16 protein-coding genes and 1 tRNA gene are annotated in these 17,217 nt (G+C 62.8%); 9 read left to right on the top strand and 8 right to left on the bottom strand.

What is annotated here, in order from left to right:
• Positions 1 to 47: 47 nt before the first annotated feature.
• The gene (locus tag FQ755_RS29010) at positions 48 to 2,033 is read right to left on the bottom strand and encodes a DNA topoisomerase IV subunit B (protein ID WP_144158986.1); all 1,986 of its coding nucleotides are present in this window, start codon (positions 2,031 to 2,033) and stop codon (positions 48 to 50) included.
• Between the two features lie 367 nt (positions 2,034 to 2,400).
• On the bottom strand, positions 2,401 to 4,341 hold the full coding sequence (locus FQ755_RS29005; protein WP_144158983.1) for an ATP-binding cassette domain-containing protein: 1,941 nt from the start codon (positions 4,339 to 4,341) through the stop codon (positions 2,401 to 2,403).
• Between the two features lie 270 nt (positions 4,342 to 4,611).
• Here FQ755_RS29005 and FQ755_RS29000 point away from each other — a divergent pair, with 270 nt between their 5' ends.
• The 3 genes from FQ755_RS29000 (at position 4,612) to FQ755_RS28990 (ending at position 5,554) form a co-directional block, all read left to right on the top strand.
• Complete coding sequence (locus tag FQ755_RS29000) at positions 4,612 to 4,797, top strand: rubredoxin (protein WP_144158981.1); 186 nt, start codon at positions 4,612 to 4,614, stop codon at positions 4,795 to 4,797.
• Positions 4,798 to 5,035: 238 nt separating this feature from the next.
• A tRNA-Arg gene (locus FQ755_RS28995) sits at positions 5,036 to 5,110 on the top strand.
• A gap of 222 nt (positions 5,111 to 5,332) precedes the next feature.
• Entirely contained in the window at positions 5,333 to 5,554 is a 222-nt protein-coding gene (locus tag FQ755_RS28990; RefSeq protein ID WP_260858902.1) for a hypothetical protein, read from the top strand.
• Here the strand turns inward: FQ755_RS28990 and FQ755_RS28985 are convergent.
• Positions 5,551 to 6,531, bottom strand: coding sequence for an alpha/beta hydrolase (locus FQ755_RS28985; RefSeq protein ID WP_144158978.1), 981 nt, complete (start codon positions 6,529 to 6,531; stop codon positions 5,551 to 5,553). The genes FQ755_RS28990 and FQ755_RS28985 overlap by 4 nt on opposite strands.
• A gap of 229 nt (positions 6,532 to 6,760) precedes the next feature.
• Complete coding sequence (locus FQ755_RS28980; RefSeq protein WP_144158975.1) at positions 6,761 to 7,084, bottom strand: DUF4148 domain-containing protein; 324 nt, start codon at positions 7,082 to 7,084, stop codon at positions 6,761 to 6,763.
• A 374-nt stretch (positions 7,085 to 7,458) separates the two neighbouring features.
• On the opposite strand from FQ755_RS28980, the gene FQ755_RS28975 reads away from it, so the two are divergent.
• Complete coding sequence (locus FQ755_RS28975) at positions 7,459 to 7,710, top strand: hypothetical protein (protein ID WP_144158972.1); 252 nt, start codon at positions 7,459 to 7,461, stop codon at positions 7,708 to 7,710.
• Between the two features lie 95 nt (positions 7,711 to 7,805).
• Here the strand turns inward: FQ755_RS28975 and FQ755_RS28970 are convergent, their stop codons facing one another.
• A complete protein-coding gene (locus FQ755_RS28970) occupies positions 7,806 to 8,141 on the bottom strand; it encodes a hypothetical protein (protein WP_144158968.1) in 336 nt (111 codons plus the stop codon).
• Positions 8,142 to 8,364: 223 nt separating this feature from the next.
• Here FQ755_RS28970 and FQ755_RS28965 point away from each other — a divergent pair, with 223 nt between their 5' ends.
• Positions 8,365 to 10,110 (top strand): tetratricopeptide repeat protein, encoded by a 1,746-nt coding sequence (locus FQ755_RS28965; RefSeq protein ID WP_144158965.1) that lies wholly within the window; start codon positions 8,365 to 8,367, stop codon positions 10,108 to 10,110.
• Between the two features lie 25 nt (positions 10,111 to 10,135).
• Here the strand turns inward: FQ755_RS28965 and FQ755_RS28960 are convergent, their stop codons facing one another.
• On the bottom strand, positions 10,136 to 10,840 hold the full coding sequence (locus FQ755_RS28960; protein ID WP_144158962.1) for a glutathione binding-like protein: 705 nt from the start codon (positions 10,838 to 10,840) through the stop codon (positions 10,136 to 10,138).
• A 305-nt stretch (positions 10,841 to 11,145) separates the two neighbouring features.
• Positions 11,146 to 11,337 (bottom strand): CsbD family protein, encoded by a 192-nt coding sequence (locus FQ755_RS28955; RefSeq protein WP_144158959.1) that lies wholly within the window; start codon positions 11,335 to 11,337, stop codon positions 11,146 to 11,148.
• Positions 11,338 to 11,492: 155 nt separating this feature from the next.
• Between FQ755_RS28955 and FQ755_RS28950 the strand changes: the two genes are divergently transcribed.
• From FQ755_RS28950 to FQ755_RS28935, 4 genes are all read left to right on the top strand, one after another.
• Positions 11,493 to 11,810: a hypothetical protein gene (locus FQ755_RS28950; protein ID WP_144158956.1), complete on the top strand. Its 318-nt coding sequence runs from the start codon at positions 11,493 to 11,495 to the stop codon at positions 11,808 to 11,810.
• Between the two features lie 393 nt (positions 11,811 to 12,203).
• Positions 12,204 to 13,466: a DNA (cytosine-5-)-methyltransferase gene (gene dcm / locus FQ755_RS28945; protein WP_144158953.1), complete on the top strand. Its 1,263-nt coding sequence runs from the start codon at positions 12,204 to 12,206 to the stop codon at positions 13,464 to 13,466.
• Positions 13,466 to 13,912: a very short patch repair endonuclease gene (locus tag FQ755_RS28940; RefSeq protein WP_144158950.1), complete on the top strand. Its 447-nt coding sequence runs from the start codon at positions 13,466 to 13,468 to the stop codon at positions 13,910 to 13,912. The genes dcm and FQ755_RS28940 overlap by 1 nt, the downstream gene beginning before the upstream one ends.
• 64 nt (positions 13,913 to 13,976) lie before the next feature.
• Complete coding sequence (locus FQ755_RS28935; protein WP_144158947.1) at positions 13,977 to 15,416, top strand: MFS transporter; 1,440 nt, start codon at positions 13,977 to 13,979, stop codon at positions 15,414 to 15,416.
• A 209-nt stretch (positions 15,417 to 15,625) separates the two neighbouring features.
• On the opposite strand, the gene otsA is transcribed toward FQ755_RS28935, so the two are convergent.
• Positions 15,626 to 17,050 (bottom strand): alpha,alpha-trehalose-phosphate synthase (UDP-forming), encoded by a 1,425-nt coding sequence (gene otsA / locus FQ755_RS28930; RefSeq protein ID WP_144158944.1) that lies wholly within the window; start codon positions 17,048 to 17,050, stop codon positions 15,626 to 15,628.
• Positions 17,051 to 17,217 lie beyond the last annotated feature (167 nt).

Genomic DNA, 17,217 nt, shown 5'->3' with positions numbered 1-17,217 from the left:
GTTTCACTGCGCGAGCCAGCCGGGCCACCGTGGTGGAGGCGCTCAGCTCAGATGTCCGCTTCGACTTCGTTACCCTTTTCTTCGAGCCAGCTGCGCCGCGAGGCCGCTTCACCCTTGCCCATCAGCATGGTCATGCGCGCGACGGTGGCGTCGTAGTCCAGTTCGCCCAATGCAACCGGCGAGAGGCGGCGCGTGTCCGGATTCATCGTGGTGTCCCACAACTGTTCCGCGCTCATTTCGCCTAGGCCTTTAAAGCGGCTGATGGACCATTGCGTGTCGCGCACGCCGTCCTTGCGCAGCTTGTCGAGAATCGCTTCGAGCTCGCCTTCGTCCAGCGCGTACAGCTTCTGCGCGGGCTTCTTGCCGCGCGCCGGCGCATCCACGCGGAACAGCGGCGGGCGCGCCACACAGACGTGACCGCGCTCGATCAGTTGCGGGAAATGCTTGAAGAACAGCGTCAGCAGCAATACCTGGATGTGCGAACCATCGACGTCCGCGTCTGAGAGAATGCAGATCTTGCCGTAGCGCAGATTGGACAAATCGATATGATCGTCGGGGCTATGCGGATCGACGCCGATCGCCACCGAAATGTCGTGCACTTCGTTGTTGGCAAAGAGGCGGTCGCGCTCGGTTTCCCACGTGTTCAACACCTTGCCGCGCAACGGCAGGATGGCCTGATATTCCTTGTCGCGGCCCATCTTGGCGGAGCCGCCCGCGGAATCGCCCTCCACCAGAAACAGTTCGTTGCGTGCGATATCCGTGGATTCGCAATCGGTCAGCTTGCCCGGCAGAACCGCCACGCCCGAACTCTTGCGCTTCTCGACTTTCTGGCCGGCGCGGGTTCGCGCCTGCGCCTGCTTGATAACGAGGTCCGCGAGTTTCTTGCCGTGCTCGACGTGCTGGTTAAGCCACAATTCGAGCGCCGGGCGCGCAAACGACGACACCAGCTTCACCGCGTCGCGGCTATTCAGACGCTCCTTGATCTGCCCTTGGAACTGCGGATCGAGCACCTTCGCCGACAGCACGAACGAGACGCGCGCGAACACGTCTTCCGCGAGCAGCTTGACGCCCTTTGGTTGCAGGTTATGCAATTCGACAAAACTCTTGACCGCCTGGAACAGGCCATCGCGCAGACCGGATTCGTGGGTGCCACCCGCGGGCGTCGGAATCAGGTTGACGTAGGACTCGCGCGTGAGCGGCCCTTCCTCGCTCCACGCCACGACCCATGCCGCGCCCTCGCCTTCCGCGAAGGTTTCCTCGTTCGAGCGCGAGCTTTCGGCGTAACGCTCGCCTTCAAAAAGAGGAATCAGCAGGTCGCTGCCGTTCATGCCTTCGAGCAGATAGCCGCGCAGACCGTCTTCATACTTCCACGTTTGACGCTCGCCGGTTTTCTCGTTGATGAGCGTGACCTCGACGCCCGGCAACAGCACCGCTTTCGAGCGCAACAGACGCTGCAATTCGCCGAGCGGCAGATTGGGCGAATCGAAGTATTTCGGATTGGCCCACGCGGTGACGCGCGTGCCGGACTTCTTTTCGCCTTTGGCGGACGGGCGTACCCGAAGTTGGTTGGCGACGTCGCCATTGGCAAAACCCAGTTCGGCGACCTTGCCGTCGCGCCAGACGGTGACGTCGAGCCGCGTGGACAGCGCATTGGTAACCGACACGCCGACGCCGTGCAGACCGCCCGAGAAGGTGTACGCGCCGCCGGCGGCCTTGTCGAACTTGCCGCCTGCATGGAGGCGCGTGAAGACGATTTCGACGACCGGCACGCCTTCTTCGGGGTGCATGCCGAAGGGAATGCCCCGGCCGTCGTCTTCGACCGACACCGACTGGTCCGCGTGCAGCGTGACCGTGATCTGCCGGCCGTAGCCGCCAAGGGCTTCGTCCGAGGCGTTGTCGATGACTTCCTGAATGATGTGCAGCGGATTCTCGGTGCGGGTGTACATGCCGGGCCGTTGCTTGACCGGCTCCAGGCCCTTCAACACCTTGATCGACGCTTCGCTATACGCGGCGTTTGGCTTTTTCGTAGACATGGTTGACTCGGGTCCGACGGTTCATCGTTGTCCACAGGTCCTGTGGACAGGTCCGTGGACAATGCGTTGAGTTTTCAAAAAAAGCGAAACGAAACAACGGGGTGGGTGGGCTGCCCGCACGGCGGGCAAACTTTTTATGGCCTGGCTCGTCCCGGGCGCCGTGCTATACGCCGTACAGCCGACGCGGGCACCCGGGGCAAGCCTGTTCGCGGGGTATTTTACTGATTTCGATACGAGCGGCAATTGACAGCGCCCGGGAATGGCCATTCGGACAAGACGCAAGTGGTGTAGCCCGGACCAATTGAGAGATCGGAGGCCGCGCCCGGCCCAGGCACGCCCGGCCGCAATCGACGTTCATCGACACGCCTCACTTGCGCCGGCTCTCCAGTTCGTCCCACCGCTCCATCGCCACCAGCAATTCTTCGTCGATCGCCGCGTAGCGCGCCGTCAAGCGCGTGCCTTCCGCAGCATCTTTGGCAAAAATCGAGCCGTCTTCGAGTTTTGCGCCAATCGTCTTTTGCTCGGCTTCCAGCGCGGCGATCTGCGCCGGCAGTGCTTCGAGTTCGCGCTGCTCCTTGAACGACAGCTTGGCGACGCGCTGCGGATTGCTGCGCGCCGCCGCTGCGCCGTCTTTCGAGGCCACCTCTTTGGCCGCTTCCTTCGCCGCGTCCTTTTGCGCGTCCTGCGCCATCTGCTGCGAACGGTCGCGCTGAATCTGCCAGTCGGTGAAACCGCCGACATACTCGCGCCACTTGCCGCCGCCCTCCGACGCGATCACCGACGTCGCGACGTTATCCAGAAACGCGCGATCGTGGCTGACCAGCAGCACCGTGCCGTCGTATTCGGTAAGCAATTCTTCGAGCAGTTCAAGCGTGGGGATGTCGAGGTCGTTGGTGGGCTCGTCGAGCACCAGCACGTTGGCCGGCCGCGCGAACAGACGCGCCAGCAGCAGCCGGTTACGTTCGCCGCCCGACAGCGACTTGACCGGCGAGCGCGCGCGCTCCGGCGCGAACAGGAAGTCGCCGAGATAGCTCATCACATGCTTTTTCTGGCCGTTGACTTCGACCCACTCGCTGCCGGGGCTGATGGTATCGGCGAGGCTCTTTTCCAGATCCAGTTGCGCGCGCATCTGGTCGAAATACGCGACTTGCAGATTGGTGCCGATGCGCACCGCGCCTTCGTCCGGCGGCAACTCGCCGAGGATCATCTTCAGCAGCGTGGTCTTGCCCGCGCCGTTCGGACCGACAAAGCCGATCTTGTCGCCACGCATGACCGTGGCCGTGAAATTGTCCACCACCGTGCGCGTGCCGTAGCGCTTGGTCACGTCCGTCAGTTCCGCGACGATCTTGCCGGACTTCTCGCCCTGCCCCACGTCGAGCTTCACATTACCCTGCACGTTGCGGCGCTCGGCGCGCTCATTGCGCATCTGCACGAGCCGCGCAATCCGCCCGACGCTGCGCGTGCGCCGCGCTTCGACGCCCTTGCGGATCCACACCTCTTCCTGCGCGAGCAACTTGTCGAACTTGGCCGCTTCCACCTGTTCGATTTCGAGCTGCTGCGCCTTGCGGGTCTGGTACGCGCTGAAATTGCCCGGATACGACAGCAAACGGCCGCGATCCAGTTCGACAATGCGCGTGGCGACGCGGTCGAGAAACGCGCGATCGTGGGTGATGAACAGCAGCCCGGCACGCAGCGAGACCAGCAGATCCTCGAGCCAGCGAATGCCGTCGAAGTCGAGGTGGTTGGTTGGTTCGTCGAGCAACAGCACGTCCGGCTGCACGACCAGCGCGCGCGCCAATGCCACGCGCTTTTGCATGCCGCCCGACAGCGAGCCGACCCGCGCCTCGCCGTTCAGCCCGATCTGCTGCAGCGTGGTGGCGACGCGCGTGCTCCAGTTCCAGGCGTCCGCGTGATCCAGCGCTGATTGCAGCGTGTTCATGCGCGACATCAGTTCGTCGTGCGCGGCGCCTTCCGGTTCGTCGGCGAGCTGGTTGGCGACGACGTCGTATTCATCCAGCAACGCGCGGGCGTGGGTGAGGCCGGCGGCGACCGCGTCGAACACCGTGTCGTCCGTGTCGAACTCCGGCTCCTGGGGCACGTAGACCGAAGTCAGGCCCTGCTGACGCGTGACGAGACCGTCATCCGGCTTACTCAGATCAGCGACGATCTTCAGCAGCGACGACTTGCCCGCGCCGTTGCGACCGATCAGCCCGACGCGCTCGCCCGCTTCGAGAGAGAAATCCGCGTGATCGAGCAACGCGACGTGACCGAACGCCAGTTGCGCCCCGGTAATGGTGTAAAGCGACATGGAGATTTGGAAGAGAAGACAGCAGTGAGCCGGAACCACGCATTGTACCGGGCGCAGAGGCGCATGCCTGCAGGCCGGAAGATATAGGCCGGATGACAGGGTTGCTGGCGACGAGGTCTCGGCTGGCCGGACGTTCAGGAAGGCCCGCCAATGCTGCGGCCTTATGTCCAGATGGGCGGATTTTCAAATTCCGGTAATATTGCGCGTCGCCGCGCGCCCCAAAAAGGGGCAAATCGCGCGGTTTAGTGTGAACTGAAGGAAGAATGGGTCGTGAGCGAAGTCGTCATTGAGTACAAAAGCTGGGTCTGCCTGATTTGCGGCTGGATTTACAACGAAGAAGAAGGTCTGCCGGAAGACGGCATTGCGGCCGGCACGCGCTTCGCGGACATCCCGGAAGACTGGCGCTGCCCGCTGTGCGACGTGGGCAAGGCAGAATTTGCGGTTGTGGAGTTTTGATTTAGATTTAGCTTCTGGTGGGGCCGGGTGCGGATGCGCGTGGCTCGCCGGCGGCCATTCGCAGGCACGGATGGCTTTGCTATACTCTGGCCCCTGCGGCGCAATTCGGCTGCGTGCCTGTCAGTCATGTCAGACATGACACCGCGGGTCACGCTGACGCCAGAATTGAACGTGTTCCGCGCTACGAAGGGTCGACTTAGGAACGTAGCGGATTGGCGGAACGATATGCTCGCGGCCTCTCCCCGTAGTTCAATGGATAGAACAAGTGCCTCCTAAGCGCTAGATACAGGTTCGATTCCTGTCGGGGGGACCATCCCCAATTCCTGCTTCACAACTCCCCAGCCTCATTCAAAGCCCCGCCGTCGCCTCGACACGGGACTCTTTGCTTTGTCATGGCACGAACGACCAAGCCACCGCACCGCCAAAGCCCCCCGATCAACGAACACCCACCCCTTCCCCACCCTTCACCCACCCAACACCAAACGCTCCCCCGTGCTATGTTCACACCAATCCCCCACCCAGCCGGACACCTCAAATGGAGCGCTTCTTCATGGGCCGCGCGAGCGCGGTAACCTACCTGTTGGAATCCCGCCGCGCGATATTTGAAAAGATCGCAGACTCGTCGACCGGCAACGTCGAAACGGAGTCGCGCGAACTCGAGCAGATCGACCGCCTGATCCTCGACGTGCGAGCCGGCCGCGTCCAGGCCTTCGAACTGAAACATCCCAAAGCCGTCGCGATCTTCGTCACGAACTAGCCAGCCGCCAGGCTCCGCTTAAGCCACGCTGCAATCTCACGCAACGCCTCGACACCCTGCGGAAACCGCGCCACCTGCGCCGGCGACACCGGAAAGTTGTGTCCCATGTCCGGCGCATGCAGGTGAGTCACCGCTACCCCCGCTGCCTGCAACTTCTCCGCGTAGGCGATCCCCTCGTCGCGCAACACGTCGTAGTACGCGGTGGTCACGAGCGTCGGCGGCAGCGCGGGCAATTCGCGCAGGCGCAAAGGCGCCACATTCGGATCGTCCGCAGCCACGTCCGGCGCGTACTGCTCCCAGAACCAGCGCATCAGATTCGCCTCGAGCCCGTAGCCGGTCGCGTTTTCCGCGTAAGACGGATGGTTCGCGCTGGGGTGATCCGTGACCGGATAAAGCAGCAGTAATGCCCGCAGCGCATCCGCCCTGGCCGCGCCGGCGCCGCACAGCCGGTTGGCCGCCACCGCGGCCAGATTGGCACCGGCGCTATCGCCGCCCAATACCAGCCGCGCCGCGTCGCCGCCAAACTCGTGCGCATGGCCGGCTACCCACTCGAAGGCCGTCAGCGTATCGTCCAACGCCGCCGGGTATGGATGCTCCGGCGCGAGCCGATACTCGACCGAGACAATGATTACCCCCGACGCCGCACTCAACAAACGGCAGAACGGATCGACGGTCGCCACCGCGCCGATGACCCAGCCGCCGCCGTGCGTGTACACCATCACCGGACGCGCGCTGCTCTCGCCCGGCGGCAGATAAATCCGCGCGTGCAAGCCGGCTTCGATCTCCACGTCACGCGTCTGAACCTCATTGGGCAAACCGGCAATCGACGTGCGGTTTTCCAGCGCTTGCGTCATCAAGCCGCGCGCCATGCGAACCCGTTCCTCATTCGAGGTCACGGGCGGCAAGGCAGCAGCGACTAAAGCCTGCTCGTCCAACATTCGACGTACTGCGGCATCAAACGGCTTACGTTCTGTCATGAGAGATTCCTGGGCGGCGCCATCAAACGATCAATGATCGAAGTGGATGAAAAATACCGCGAAAGCCGAACCGCTGCCACGACCCGGGCAGGCGTCCATCGAAGCGTCGCTCCATAGCAAACAGGCCCGCATCTCCGTCGAGATGCAGGCCTGCTGCCGGACCATCTGCGCTGTGGCTGCAGAGAAGCCCTGATTCGTATCCGTGCGCGGCTGAGCCAGCCGCCATCCATCAACGGACGTTATAAACCGGCGGTGAATACGGGCTCACAGTCGTTTCGGTCCGCTGTCCGGCTTGTGCCGAACCGTTGGCGCCCGAGCCGTAGCCGGTGGCGTCCGCCTGGCCGTTTTGCGTGGCGACGCGTGCTTCCGCCGCCTGAATATTGGCCGGGTAATCGTAGTCGTTCGAGGTCGACGGGTTGTAGCCGGCCTTTTCGATCTGGATCAGCTCGGCGCGAACCTGCGCGCGTGTCACCGGCTCATTCGTCTGAGCAAACGAAACCACGGGAGCAGCCAGAACAGCAGCAATAGCAACAGCCTTGATGAGCGACTTCATGGTGACACCTCGAAAGATTGTTTTATACGGCGCTACAAACTCATGTGTCCGTAGCCAGTAAGAACAGTCTAGAGGCCTCGAATCTGGCGGTGAAGAGCGCGATTTTGAATTCACTGTTACCGGAAACCTGACAATCGCGATTAGCATCGCCAGCGTCCCATGCGCAGGGCATGAATTGACGTAGCAAACGCGCCGTATTCCACCAATTGACCCACGACGCCCGCGCGTACTCTTCAATTCATGCGGTTCATGAAGCGTGTGAGATGAAACGGATTCCTATCTAACGGCATCGTTTAACCACGCTTATAAAGCCGCTCGATTCATCAGACGTAACGGACACGGCTGGACCGGCCGGCAGGACTCACGGGGACACCATGAATACGTTTATCGACGAAGGCATTGCGCATATCGCCCGCGTGATGCGGCCCGCTTTGCATGGAGAGCTTGGCGGCTCCTATTTGCCGTCGGCTTACTGGCGTCAGCGTCTTTATCAGATTCTCGATACCACGCATCTCTCGAATGCGCAGCTACGCAAGGTCGATGGCCTGTTGCTGGAACTGGATGAATTCGATCTCTGCACAAAGCTGCCCGCAGCCCGGCAGCCACAGCTTCAGTTGGCGCAGTAGCTATTAGAGGTTAGCCAATACGCCTGCTCGAGATTGGCCGCACTCTTCGGAACCTGAAACGCGGTCGTTTCCTGTCGAAGCAGTGAATTCTCGCGTCACTGCAGCCACTTGCGCACGTCCTGCTCCCACGCGGGTTGTCCGCAGGAAGAAGGGTTCTCCGGTCCCAGCACGGTGATGTAGCCGCGCGACTTCATGCAGGCTTCATACGCCCGCACTTTCACGCAACGGCCCTGCCCCGCGCTTTGGGCCGCAGCCTTGCAAACGGCAATGGAATGGTCCATGGACCCAAAATCCAGATCGTCGGCGCGTGACGTATCCGGCGCATCGGCCCCGGTCGCGGAGAATTCGACCGGACCGGCCTGATTGCAGGCCGTGAGCGATACGGCCGCCACCACGGCGCCAGCCAGCAGCAGTGAAGCGCGCAAGTTCATCGTCGCATCTCCGTTTGTCGTGACCGGGTCATGATACGCCGGGCGCCAGCGTCGGCAGCCGTGTAGCGCTGCCGGCTGGCGGCTTTTCGGCGATAATCGCCGCCATCCGCCTGTTCGCGTCCGCGCGTCGTCATCGCCTCACATGGGTCCGGGCAGGCTTGCCAAACATCGTCAGCGAAGACTATCCGAGCGGGCCGAGCACGCGCCCGGCTCCATGCATCCTATGAGCAAGACAGCGAACCCGCAGCGCCAGCTCGACACCCTGTTTCGCGAGGCCGTGGCCTTGCAGCAAAACGGCGCGTATGCCGAAGCCGAAGACGTGTACCGCGAAATTCTCAAGCTGCGGCCCAAACACTTCGACGCCATCCAGTTGCTCGGCGCGCTCGCGCTCCAGTCGGGGCGCCTGGAGGAAGGCATCGAACTGCTGAAAAAAGCGGTCGCGATCAACGGCATGCAGGCGCCGGTTCATTCCAATCTTGCCTTCGCCTACAACGCCTTGCGGCGCTTCAAGGAAGGGCTCGCCAGCGCGAATCGTGCTCTGGCATTGCAAGCCGGTTTCGTCGATGCGCTGAACAATCGCGGTAACGCATTAGCCGGCCTGGATGCTCCCGCCGATGCCCTCGCGAGCTTCGAACACGCCCTGAAGCTGCGCCCCGAGTTCGCCCAGGCATGGAGCAATCGCGCTTGCGTGCTGCGCGATCTCGGCCGGGCCGCGGATGCCCTTGCGAGTTGCGACCAGGCCATCGCCTTGCAGCCCACCTACGCGGAAGCCTGGAGCAATCGCGCCAACGCCTTGAGCGATCTGAACCGTCCGCAGGAAGCGCAGGACAGCTACCAGCGCGCGCTCGAATTCGCGCCCGCGTTTGCCGATGCATGGAACAACCTCGGTCTCACGCTCGTGGACCTGAATCAGCACGAGCAGGCGCTGCAAAGTTACGCGCGCGCTTTGGCGCTGAGTCCCGCGTCGGCTGAAGCACACTGGAATGAATCGCTCTGTCTGTTGCAATTGGGTCGCCTTGAAGAAGGCTGGCCAAAGTACGAGTGGCGCTGGAAACGCGACCGCATCCAGGCCGGCCAGCGCGTCTTCGAACAGCCTTTGTGGCTGGGCGATTTCCCCATCGACGGCAAGACCATTCTGTTGCACGCGGAACAGGGGCTCGGCGATACCTTGCAGTTCTGTCGCTATGCCGCGCTCGTTGCCGGGCTGGGCGCGAAGGTCATCCTCGAAGTTCCGTCCGAGTTGGTCCGGCTATTGGGCCATCTGGTTGGCGTGACGCAGTTGATCGAGCAAGGTCAGCCGCTGCCGCCCTTCGATTGCCATTGTCCGTTGCTCAGCCTGCCGCTCGCGTTCGGTACGGAATTGGCGAGCATTCCCGCTCACACGCCCTACCTCTTCGCGGATACGCAGACAGCGCAACATTGGGCGGAGCGTATTGCCGACGACGCCATCGAGGACACCGCCAGCCGCGACCTCAAGGTGGGCCTCGTATGGGCGGGCGGGAATCGTCCGCATGTGGCCGAGCTCAGAAAAAACGACGCGCGGCGTTCGATCACGCTCGACGCGCTGCGGCCGATTCTCGACACCCCGCAGGTCCGCTTCTACAGCCTGCAAAAGGGTCCCGCCGCGCAGCAACTGGCGCAGAGGCCGGAACTCGCGCAACGCCTCGTGGATTACACGGAAGAACTCGCCGATTTCGCCGACACCGCCGCGCTGGTGGCGAACCTCGATCTGGTGATCACAGTGGATACTGCCGTGGCTCACCTGGCCGGCGCCTTAGGCAAGCCGGTATGGATCCTGAATCGCTTCGACACCTGCTGGCGCTGGATGCTCGAACGCGAGGACAGCCCCTGGTATCCGAGCGCGCGGCTGTTTCGCCAGCCGTCGCTGGGCGATTGGGACAGCGCGATCGAATCGGCACGCGCGGCGCTTGCGGCACGTGCTGACAGCGCCTTTGCGTGGATCGGCTAGCGACCCACGCCGCTCCGCCGATGCATCAACTCCGCTTCGGACTATCGAGCCCTCGCACCACCGCCGGACGCGCAACGAACGCATCGAGCACGCGCTGCACATTCGGAAAATCGGCGATCCCCACCAGATCGGCGGCTTCATAAAAGCCGACCAGATTGCGCACCCACGGGAACGTCGCCATATCCGCGATCGTGTAGGCGTCGCCCATGATCCACGCACGTCCCGTCAGGCGTTTCTCCAGTACGCCGAGCAAACGCTTCGATTCCGCGACGTAACGGTCGCGCGGCCGCTTGTCCTCGTAATCCTTGCCGGCGAATTTGTGGAAGAAGCCCAGTTGCCCAAACATCGGGCCGATGCCGCCCATCTGGAACATCACCCACTGAATCGTTTCGTAACGGCCGGCAGCATCCTGCGGCATGAACTGGCCCGTCTTATCAGCCAGATAGATCAGGATCGCGCCGGATTCGAACAGTCCGAGCGGCTTGCCGTCGGGGCCGTTCGGATCGATGATCGCCGGAATCTTGTTGTTCGGGTTCAAGGACATGAACTCCGGCGTCAGTTGATCGTTGGTGTCGAAGCGCACCAGATGCGGTTCGTATGGCAGACCGGTCTCCTCCAGCATCACCGAAACCTTGACGCCGTTCGGAGTAGGCAATGAATACAATTGCAGACGCTCGGGATGCTGGGCGGGCCATTTGGCCGTAATGGGAAACGCGGCGAGATCGGTCATGAGTTATCGGGAAAGAAAATGAGTGGCAACGCCGCTTGAGTTAGAGACAACGCGCGAGAAGCAACACGCAAGGCGGCGGGCGCGGCAAACAAAGCGCTCAATATAAACGCTCCGGCCAAATCTTTCCGGGACGCGTCCCAACCGGCGCGAGGCGCGTGTCACATCGGCGCTGCAATGCTCGCAAATTCAGAAGTTGTACCGATCAATTTCTGCCGTCGACATTGCATCGATGCATCGTGCCGCGCGCTCCCGCCTAACGACAGAAAAGGCGCCGAAGCGCCTTTTCTGTCAAACCGACCTACCCGTTACGGGGCATTCCGCTTGGCATTGTCCTTGGCTTGTTCCTTGCCGTCGCCGTAGGCCTTGCGGACTTCGCCGGCGCCTTGCTGGAGATCGCCCTTCAGTTCCTGGGTCTTGTTACCCGTGGCCTTGCCCACTGCCTCGTTAACCTTACCCTTGACCTGTTCACCGACTCCCTTTACCTGGTCCTTATTCATGTTCGGCTCCTTGCGTTTGCAGTGCCAGCGCGGATTTGCGCCAGTCCTTTAGCTACAGCAACGGGTGTGCCTGAGCCTGAAAACCGAACCCAAGGCGCATAAAAAATTTTTGTCCGTACCCCTAAAGTCCATAACGGGCGGGCCGTTAAGCGGATATGGACCCCACTCTGACCGCGCCGAACAACGCCTCGTTGGCGACACTCATCGATCAGGACATCGCGCACATTCGCCGCGTGATGGAGCCTTCGTTGCTCGGCGATCTGGGTGGTCCAATCCTGCCGCCCGCCTACTGGCGCAAGCGTCTGCACGCTTTGCTCGACAACACGCATCTGAGCCGCGCGCAACTATGCGCCGTCGACGGCCTGCTGCTGCAACTGGATCGGTTCGAGCCGGCCGGCTGCCTGCCCGCCTGGAATTCCGTGCCGCTCGGCGCCCACGAAAGCCGTCCCGCGCCAAGCCAGCGTCTGAACTGAGCGGCCGGTTCGCCGCCAGCACGCAGCCCTTCCCACTCGATTCCCCTTTTTACCGGCCACCTCGACCGGCAAAAAAAAGCCGCGACGAGCGCCGCGGCCTCAACACACCGTAACGCGGGAGATCAGCGTCACTGGTCTTAGCCTAGCAACCCTTTATTGCACCCGCAATCTATCTGATCACAACGCAAATACCGTTGCCCGCACCTCGACAGATGCCTTGACATCCACGCCTGGCGGCCCTCAGCGGGCGTTAAGCAGATTGGCGGAAGACCTTTTTGCCTGACGTTTGTGCAAAAGAGGCCGCCGATTTTTGTCGGTGAAATGGGGGAATATCGGGAAAAAGGGACAACTCTGGGTCATAATGTCCGCAAAAATCCCCAGCAAGGACCGTCAGTGACCCAGGCCCCACCGCTCGAGCTGCTCAAACAGGCGCGCACCCGCTTTACCCAGCGAGAAATCGCCGCGCATGTCGGCAAGGACATCAAGACCGTGCGCCGCTGGGAAAAAGGCGAAACGCCGTGTCCGGCGATGCTCGAACCGGCGCTGCGCGATCTGCTGCAACCCGCCGCCGCGGGCAAGCACGCAGCGGCTAACGGCGCCGCCACGTTCCGCTTTATCGACCTGTTCGCCGGCATCGGCGGGATTCGCATGGGGTTCGAGGCACAGGGCGGCGCGTGCGTCTTCACGAGCGAGTGGAACGATTTCTCCAAGAAGACCTACCTCGAAAATTACGGCGCGGATCACTCGTTCATCGGCGACATCGTGTCGTTTCCCGCCGCCGAGGTACCGGCGCACGACGTCCTGCTCGGCGGCTTCCCCTGCCAGCCGTTTTCGATCGCTGGCGTCAGCAAGAAAAACGCCATGGGACGGCCGCACGGTTTCGAATGCGCCACGCAGGGCACGCTCTTCTTCGACGTGGCGCGCATCATCGCGGCCAAGCGGCCGGCCGCGTTTCTGCTGGAAAACGTCAAGAATCTGCTGTCGCACGACAAGGGCCGCACCTTCGAAGTCATCCTGCAGACCCTGCGCGACGAACTCGGCTACGAAGTGCATTACCGCATCGTCGACGGCCAGCATTTCACGCCGCAACACCGCGAGCGGATCATCATCGTCGGCTTTCGCGGCGCCACCCAATTCTCCTGGGACGACCTGCAACTACCGGAAGTCGGCCCACGCCTGAGTTCGATCCTGCATCGTACCGACGGCAGCGAGCCGGAGCTGCCGTGGGACCACGACCGCTTCTTCGATCACGCGAAAAAGCGCGTACAGCCGAAGTACACGCTGACGCCGAACCTGTGGACGTATCTGCAGAACTACGCGGAAAAGCATCGCGCGGCGGGCAACGGCTTCGGTTTCGGCATGGCTTATCCGGACAGCGTGACGCGCACCTTGTCGGCGCGCTATCACAAGGACGGCTCCGAAATCCTCGTCTATCAGGGCAAAAAACTGCGCCCACGCCGCCTGACGCCACGCGAATGCGCGAGGCTGATGGGCTTTCCCGACACGTTCCAGATTCCCGTGAGCGACACCCAGGCCTATCGCCAGTTCGGCAATAGCGTCGTCATGCCGGTGATGCAGGAAGTTGCGCGCATCATGCTGCCGCATGTGCAGGCGCTGCTCGATCCGGCCCACGAGGCGCGGGCGCGCCTGAACTGATGGTCGATATCGTCGACGCCGCCACGCGCAGCCGGATGATGTCCGGCATTCGCGGCCGCAACACCAAGCCGGAGTTGCTGATCCGCAGCCTGCTGCATCGGCGGGGGTTCCGCTTTCGGCTCGACGCGCGCGACTTGCCGGGGCGGCCCGATATCGTGCTGCCGCGCTATCGCGCCGTGGTATTCGTGCATGGCTGTTTCTGGCACGGTCACGATTGCCCCCTCTTCAAATGGCCGCAGACGCGCCCCGAATTCTGGCGCGACAAGATCGGCCGCAACCGCAGCAACGACGAAAAGGCGCGCGCCGCCCTGCTCGCTGCCGGATGGCGCGTGGCGGTAATATGGGAATGCGCTTTGCGTGGCGCCAATCGCGACCTCGACGGCGTGCTGGGACGGCTAGTGGAATGGCTGCATAGCGACGTCATCGAACTCGAAGCACGCGGCTGATTCCGCCGCCCGGATTTCCCCGCCCGAATCCGCCTTTCAAAGCAGTCCATACGATCCTGACACGATGCAAGCAAACGCTTCCGGTGACGACGCTTCCCGCTCTCATGGCGACCCTTCCAGCCGCCAGCCTCCTCCACCCGGACCCGAACTGGGCTTGCCCCTGCCGCAGCGCTATTGGGCCATCGTCGTGGTGGCGCTCGGCATTACGCTCGCGGTCCTCGACAGCGCCATCGCCAATGTCGCGCTGCCCACCATCGCCCGCGATCTGCACGCGAGCGCGGCGGCTTCGATCTGGGTGGTCAACGCGTATCAGCTTGCCGTCACCATTTCGTTGCTGCCGCTCGCCTCGCTCGGCGACCGCATCGGTTACCGGCGCGTCTATCTGGGCGGCTTGATGCTCTTCACCGTCGCGTCGTTCGGCTGCGCGCTCGCCACGTCGCTGCCGACACTCGCCGTCGCCCGCGTCATCCAGGGCTTCGGCGCGGCCGGCATCATGAGCGTGAATACAGCGCTGGTGCGCATGATCTACCCGCCGGCTCACCTGGGACGCGGCGTGGCGATCAATGCGATGGTCGTGGCGGTGTCATCCGCCGTGGGGCCGACGGTCGCCTCGGGCGTGCTCGCCATCGCGCCGTGGCCGTGGCTGTTCGCGATCAATGTGCCGATCGGCATTGCGGCCATTGTCAGCGGCCTCAAGGCGCTGCCGCGTAATCCTGGGCATGACGCGGCCTACGATTACCTCAGCGCCGTGATGAACGCGTTTATGTTCGGCCTCGTGATCTTCGCCGTGGATGGCCTCGGACACGGCGAAGCGCCCGGCTACGTCGCCCTCGAAGCGCTGGGCGCCGTGGTGCTCGGCTACTTCCTCGTGCGCCGTCAGTTGAGCCGGCCCGCGCCGCTTCTGCCGGTCGACCTGTTGCGCATACCGGTGTTCGCGTTGTCCGTCGGCACTTCCGTCTGTTCGTTCTGCGCGCAGATGCTCGCGTTCGTATCGCTGCCGTTCATGATGCAGGACATGCTCGGCCTGTCGCAGGTCCAGACCGGTCTTTTGATGACGCCATGGCCGCTCGTCATCATCGTTGCCGCGCCGCTCTCAGGCGTATTGTCGGACCGCGTCTCGGCCGGATGGCTGGGCGGCATTGGGCTCGCGGCGCTGACCATAGGCCTGGTGCTGCTCGCCACGCTCGGCGCGCATCCGGACCCGCTGCAGATTGCATGGCGCATGGCGCTGTGCGGCGCGGGCTTCGGCATCTTCCAGTCGCCCAACAATCGCACCATGCTCGCGGCGGCGCCGCGTGAGCGCAGCGGCGGCGCGAGCGGCATGCTGGGGACGGCGCGTCTGACCGGACAGACGCTCGGCGCCGCGCTGGTGGCGTTGATTTTCGGAGTCGCGCCGCAGCATGGGCCGACTATCGCCCTGTACGTGGCCGCGTGTTTCTCGGCGAGCGCGGCGCTGATCAGCACGATGCGCGTGATGCAGCGCGCGAATCCATCGCCCGCGTGATCGAGCCGATCCAGGCTGCATTGCGCAGACTGCACTACGCACGAAGCGCGCACCAAAACGCACGTACATGCTCATGCAAAAACGGCGACCCAAAGGGCCGCCGTTTTTTATGGCTTGACGTTTGCTACGCTAAAGATTCGACGTGACGGCTCGGGTAAAGCAGCTTCAGTACATCAGGTACTGCCGCCGCTTCACCCTCGCTCAGCGCTTCACGATGCCGTCACGTCGGCGAGCTTTACCGCTTTGGCCGTCACGGATGACGCCGTCGCGACATTGCGCAGATCGGCGAGGAACGTATCGCGCCATACCGAGAGGTTGTTCTCGCGCAGCGGCGCCATCATATCCGCGTGACGCGCCTGGCGCTCGGCGAGCGGCATCGACAGCGCGCGTTCCAGCGCTTCCGCCATCTGCGAGAGATCGAACGGATTCACCACCAGCGCGCCCGGCAATTGTTCGGCGGCCCCAGCAAACTGCGACAGCACCAGCACGCCCGGATCCGCCGGATCCTGCGATGCTACGTACTCCTTGGCAACCAGATTCATGCCGTCGCGCAACGGGGTCACGTACCCCACCTGCGACTGACGGAACAGCGCCATCAGCAGATTGCGCTCGTACTTGCGGTTCAGGTACTGGATCGGCGTCCAGTCGAGCTGCGCGAAGCGGCCATTGATACGCCCGGCTTCGCCTTCCAGCGTCTGACGAATCCGCTGATACGTCTGCACGTCGGAGCGCGTCGGCGGTGCGATCTGCACCAGCGAGACGCGGCCATGCCAACCCGGCGCATTCAGAAGCAGGCGCTCGAACGCCTGAAAACGCTCGACCAGGCCCTTAGAATAATCGAGGCGATCGACGCTCATGATCAGCTTACGGCCGCGCATGCCGTCACGCAGACTGCGGACCGGCTTGCGGTCGGTGAACTGTTCGGCAGACTTGGCGATGGCGTCGGGATAGATGCCGATCGGATAGGCACCGACCTTGAGGAAGCGGTTATAGGCATGCACCATCCCGTCTTCGCTCGACGTGCCATGCTGACCGCGCTCGATGTAATCGACGAACGACTGGCGATCCGCCTCGGTCTGAAAGCCGACCACGTCATAGCTGCACATCGCCTTCACGAGTTCTTCGTGCGGCGGCACGCTACGCAACACTTCCGGCACCGGAAACGGAATATGCAGGAAGAAGCCAATCGGATTTTTTACGCCCAGTTCGCGCAGACATTTGGCGAACGGCAGCAAATGATAGTCATGCACCCAGATGATGTCGTCGGGCTCGAGCAACTCTTTTAGCTGCTTGGCGAGCGTCTGGTTGACGCGCATATATCCCGCGTACTCCTGACGATCGAAACGCGACAGGTCGTTGCGATAGTGGAACGTCGGCCAAAGAGTCGCATTCGAAAAGCCACGGTAGTACTGATCGTAGTCGCGCTTGGTGAGACCCACCGTCGCGTACGTCACGTTGCCCTGCTTTTCGATCACCGGCGCCGATGGCTCGGCCACCGTTTCACCGCTCCAGCCGAACCACACGCCGCCGGTTTCCTTCAGGGCGTCCAGAACACCGATTGCAAGACCGCCTGCTGCGGGGCGGCCTTCCTGCGTCGGCGCGACACGATTCGATACCACGATCAATCTGCTCATTGATGCTCCACCTCATTCAGTTGTCCGTTGCATGCGGGATGTATGCGGGGGATGTGCCACGATGGTGCATGCAAGTCGCGTGCCGTGTTTGACAATTTGAAATGCGAAAAATGTGTGCAAATGTGACAGGCAGGCGCAGGCATCTGCCTCGCGTCGGCACCATGCAG

It is taken from the genome of Paraburkholderia sp. BCC1885 (assembly GCF_900996235.1).
Taxonomy (GTDB): Bacteria; Pseudomonadota; Gammaproteobacteria; order Burkholderiales; family Burkholderiaceae; genus Paraburkholderia.
This window is presented reverse-complemented; position numbering and strand designations above follow the sequence as displayed.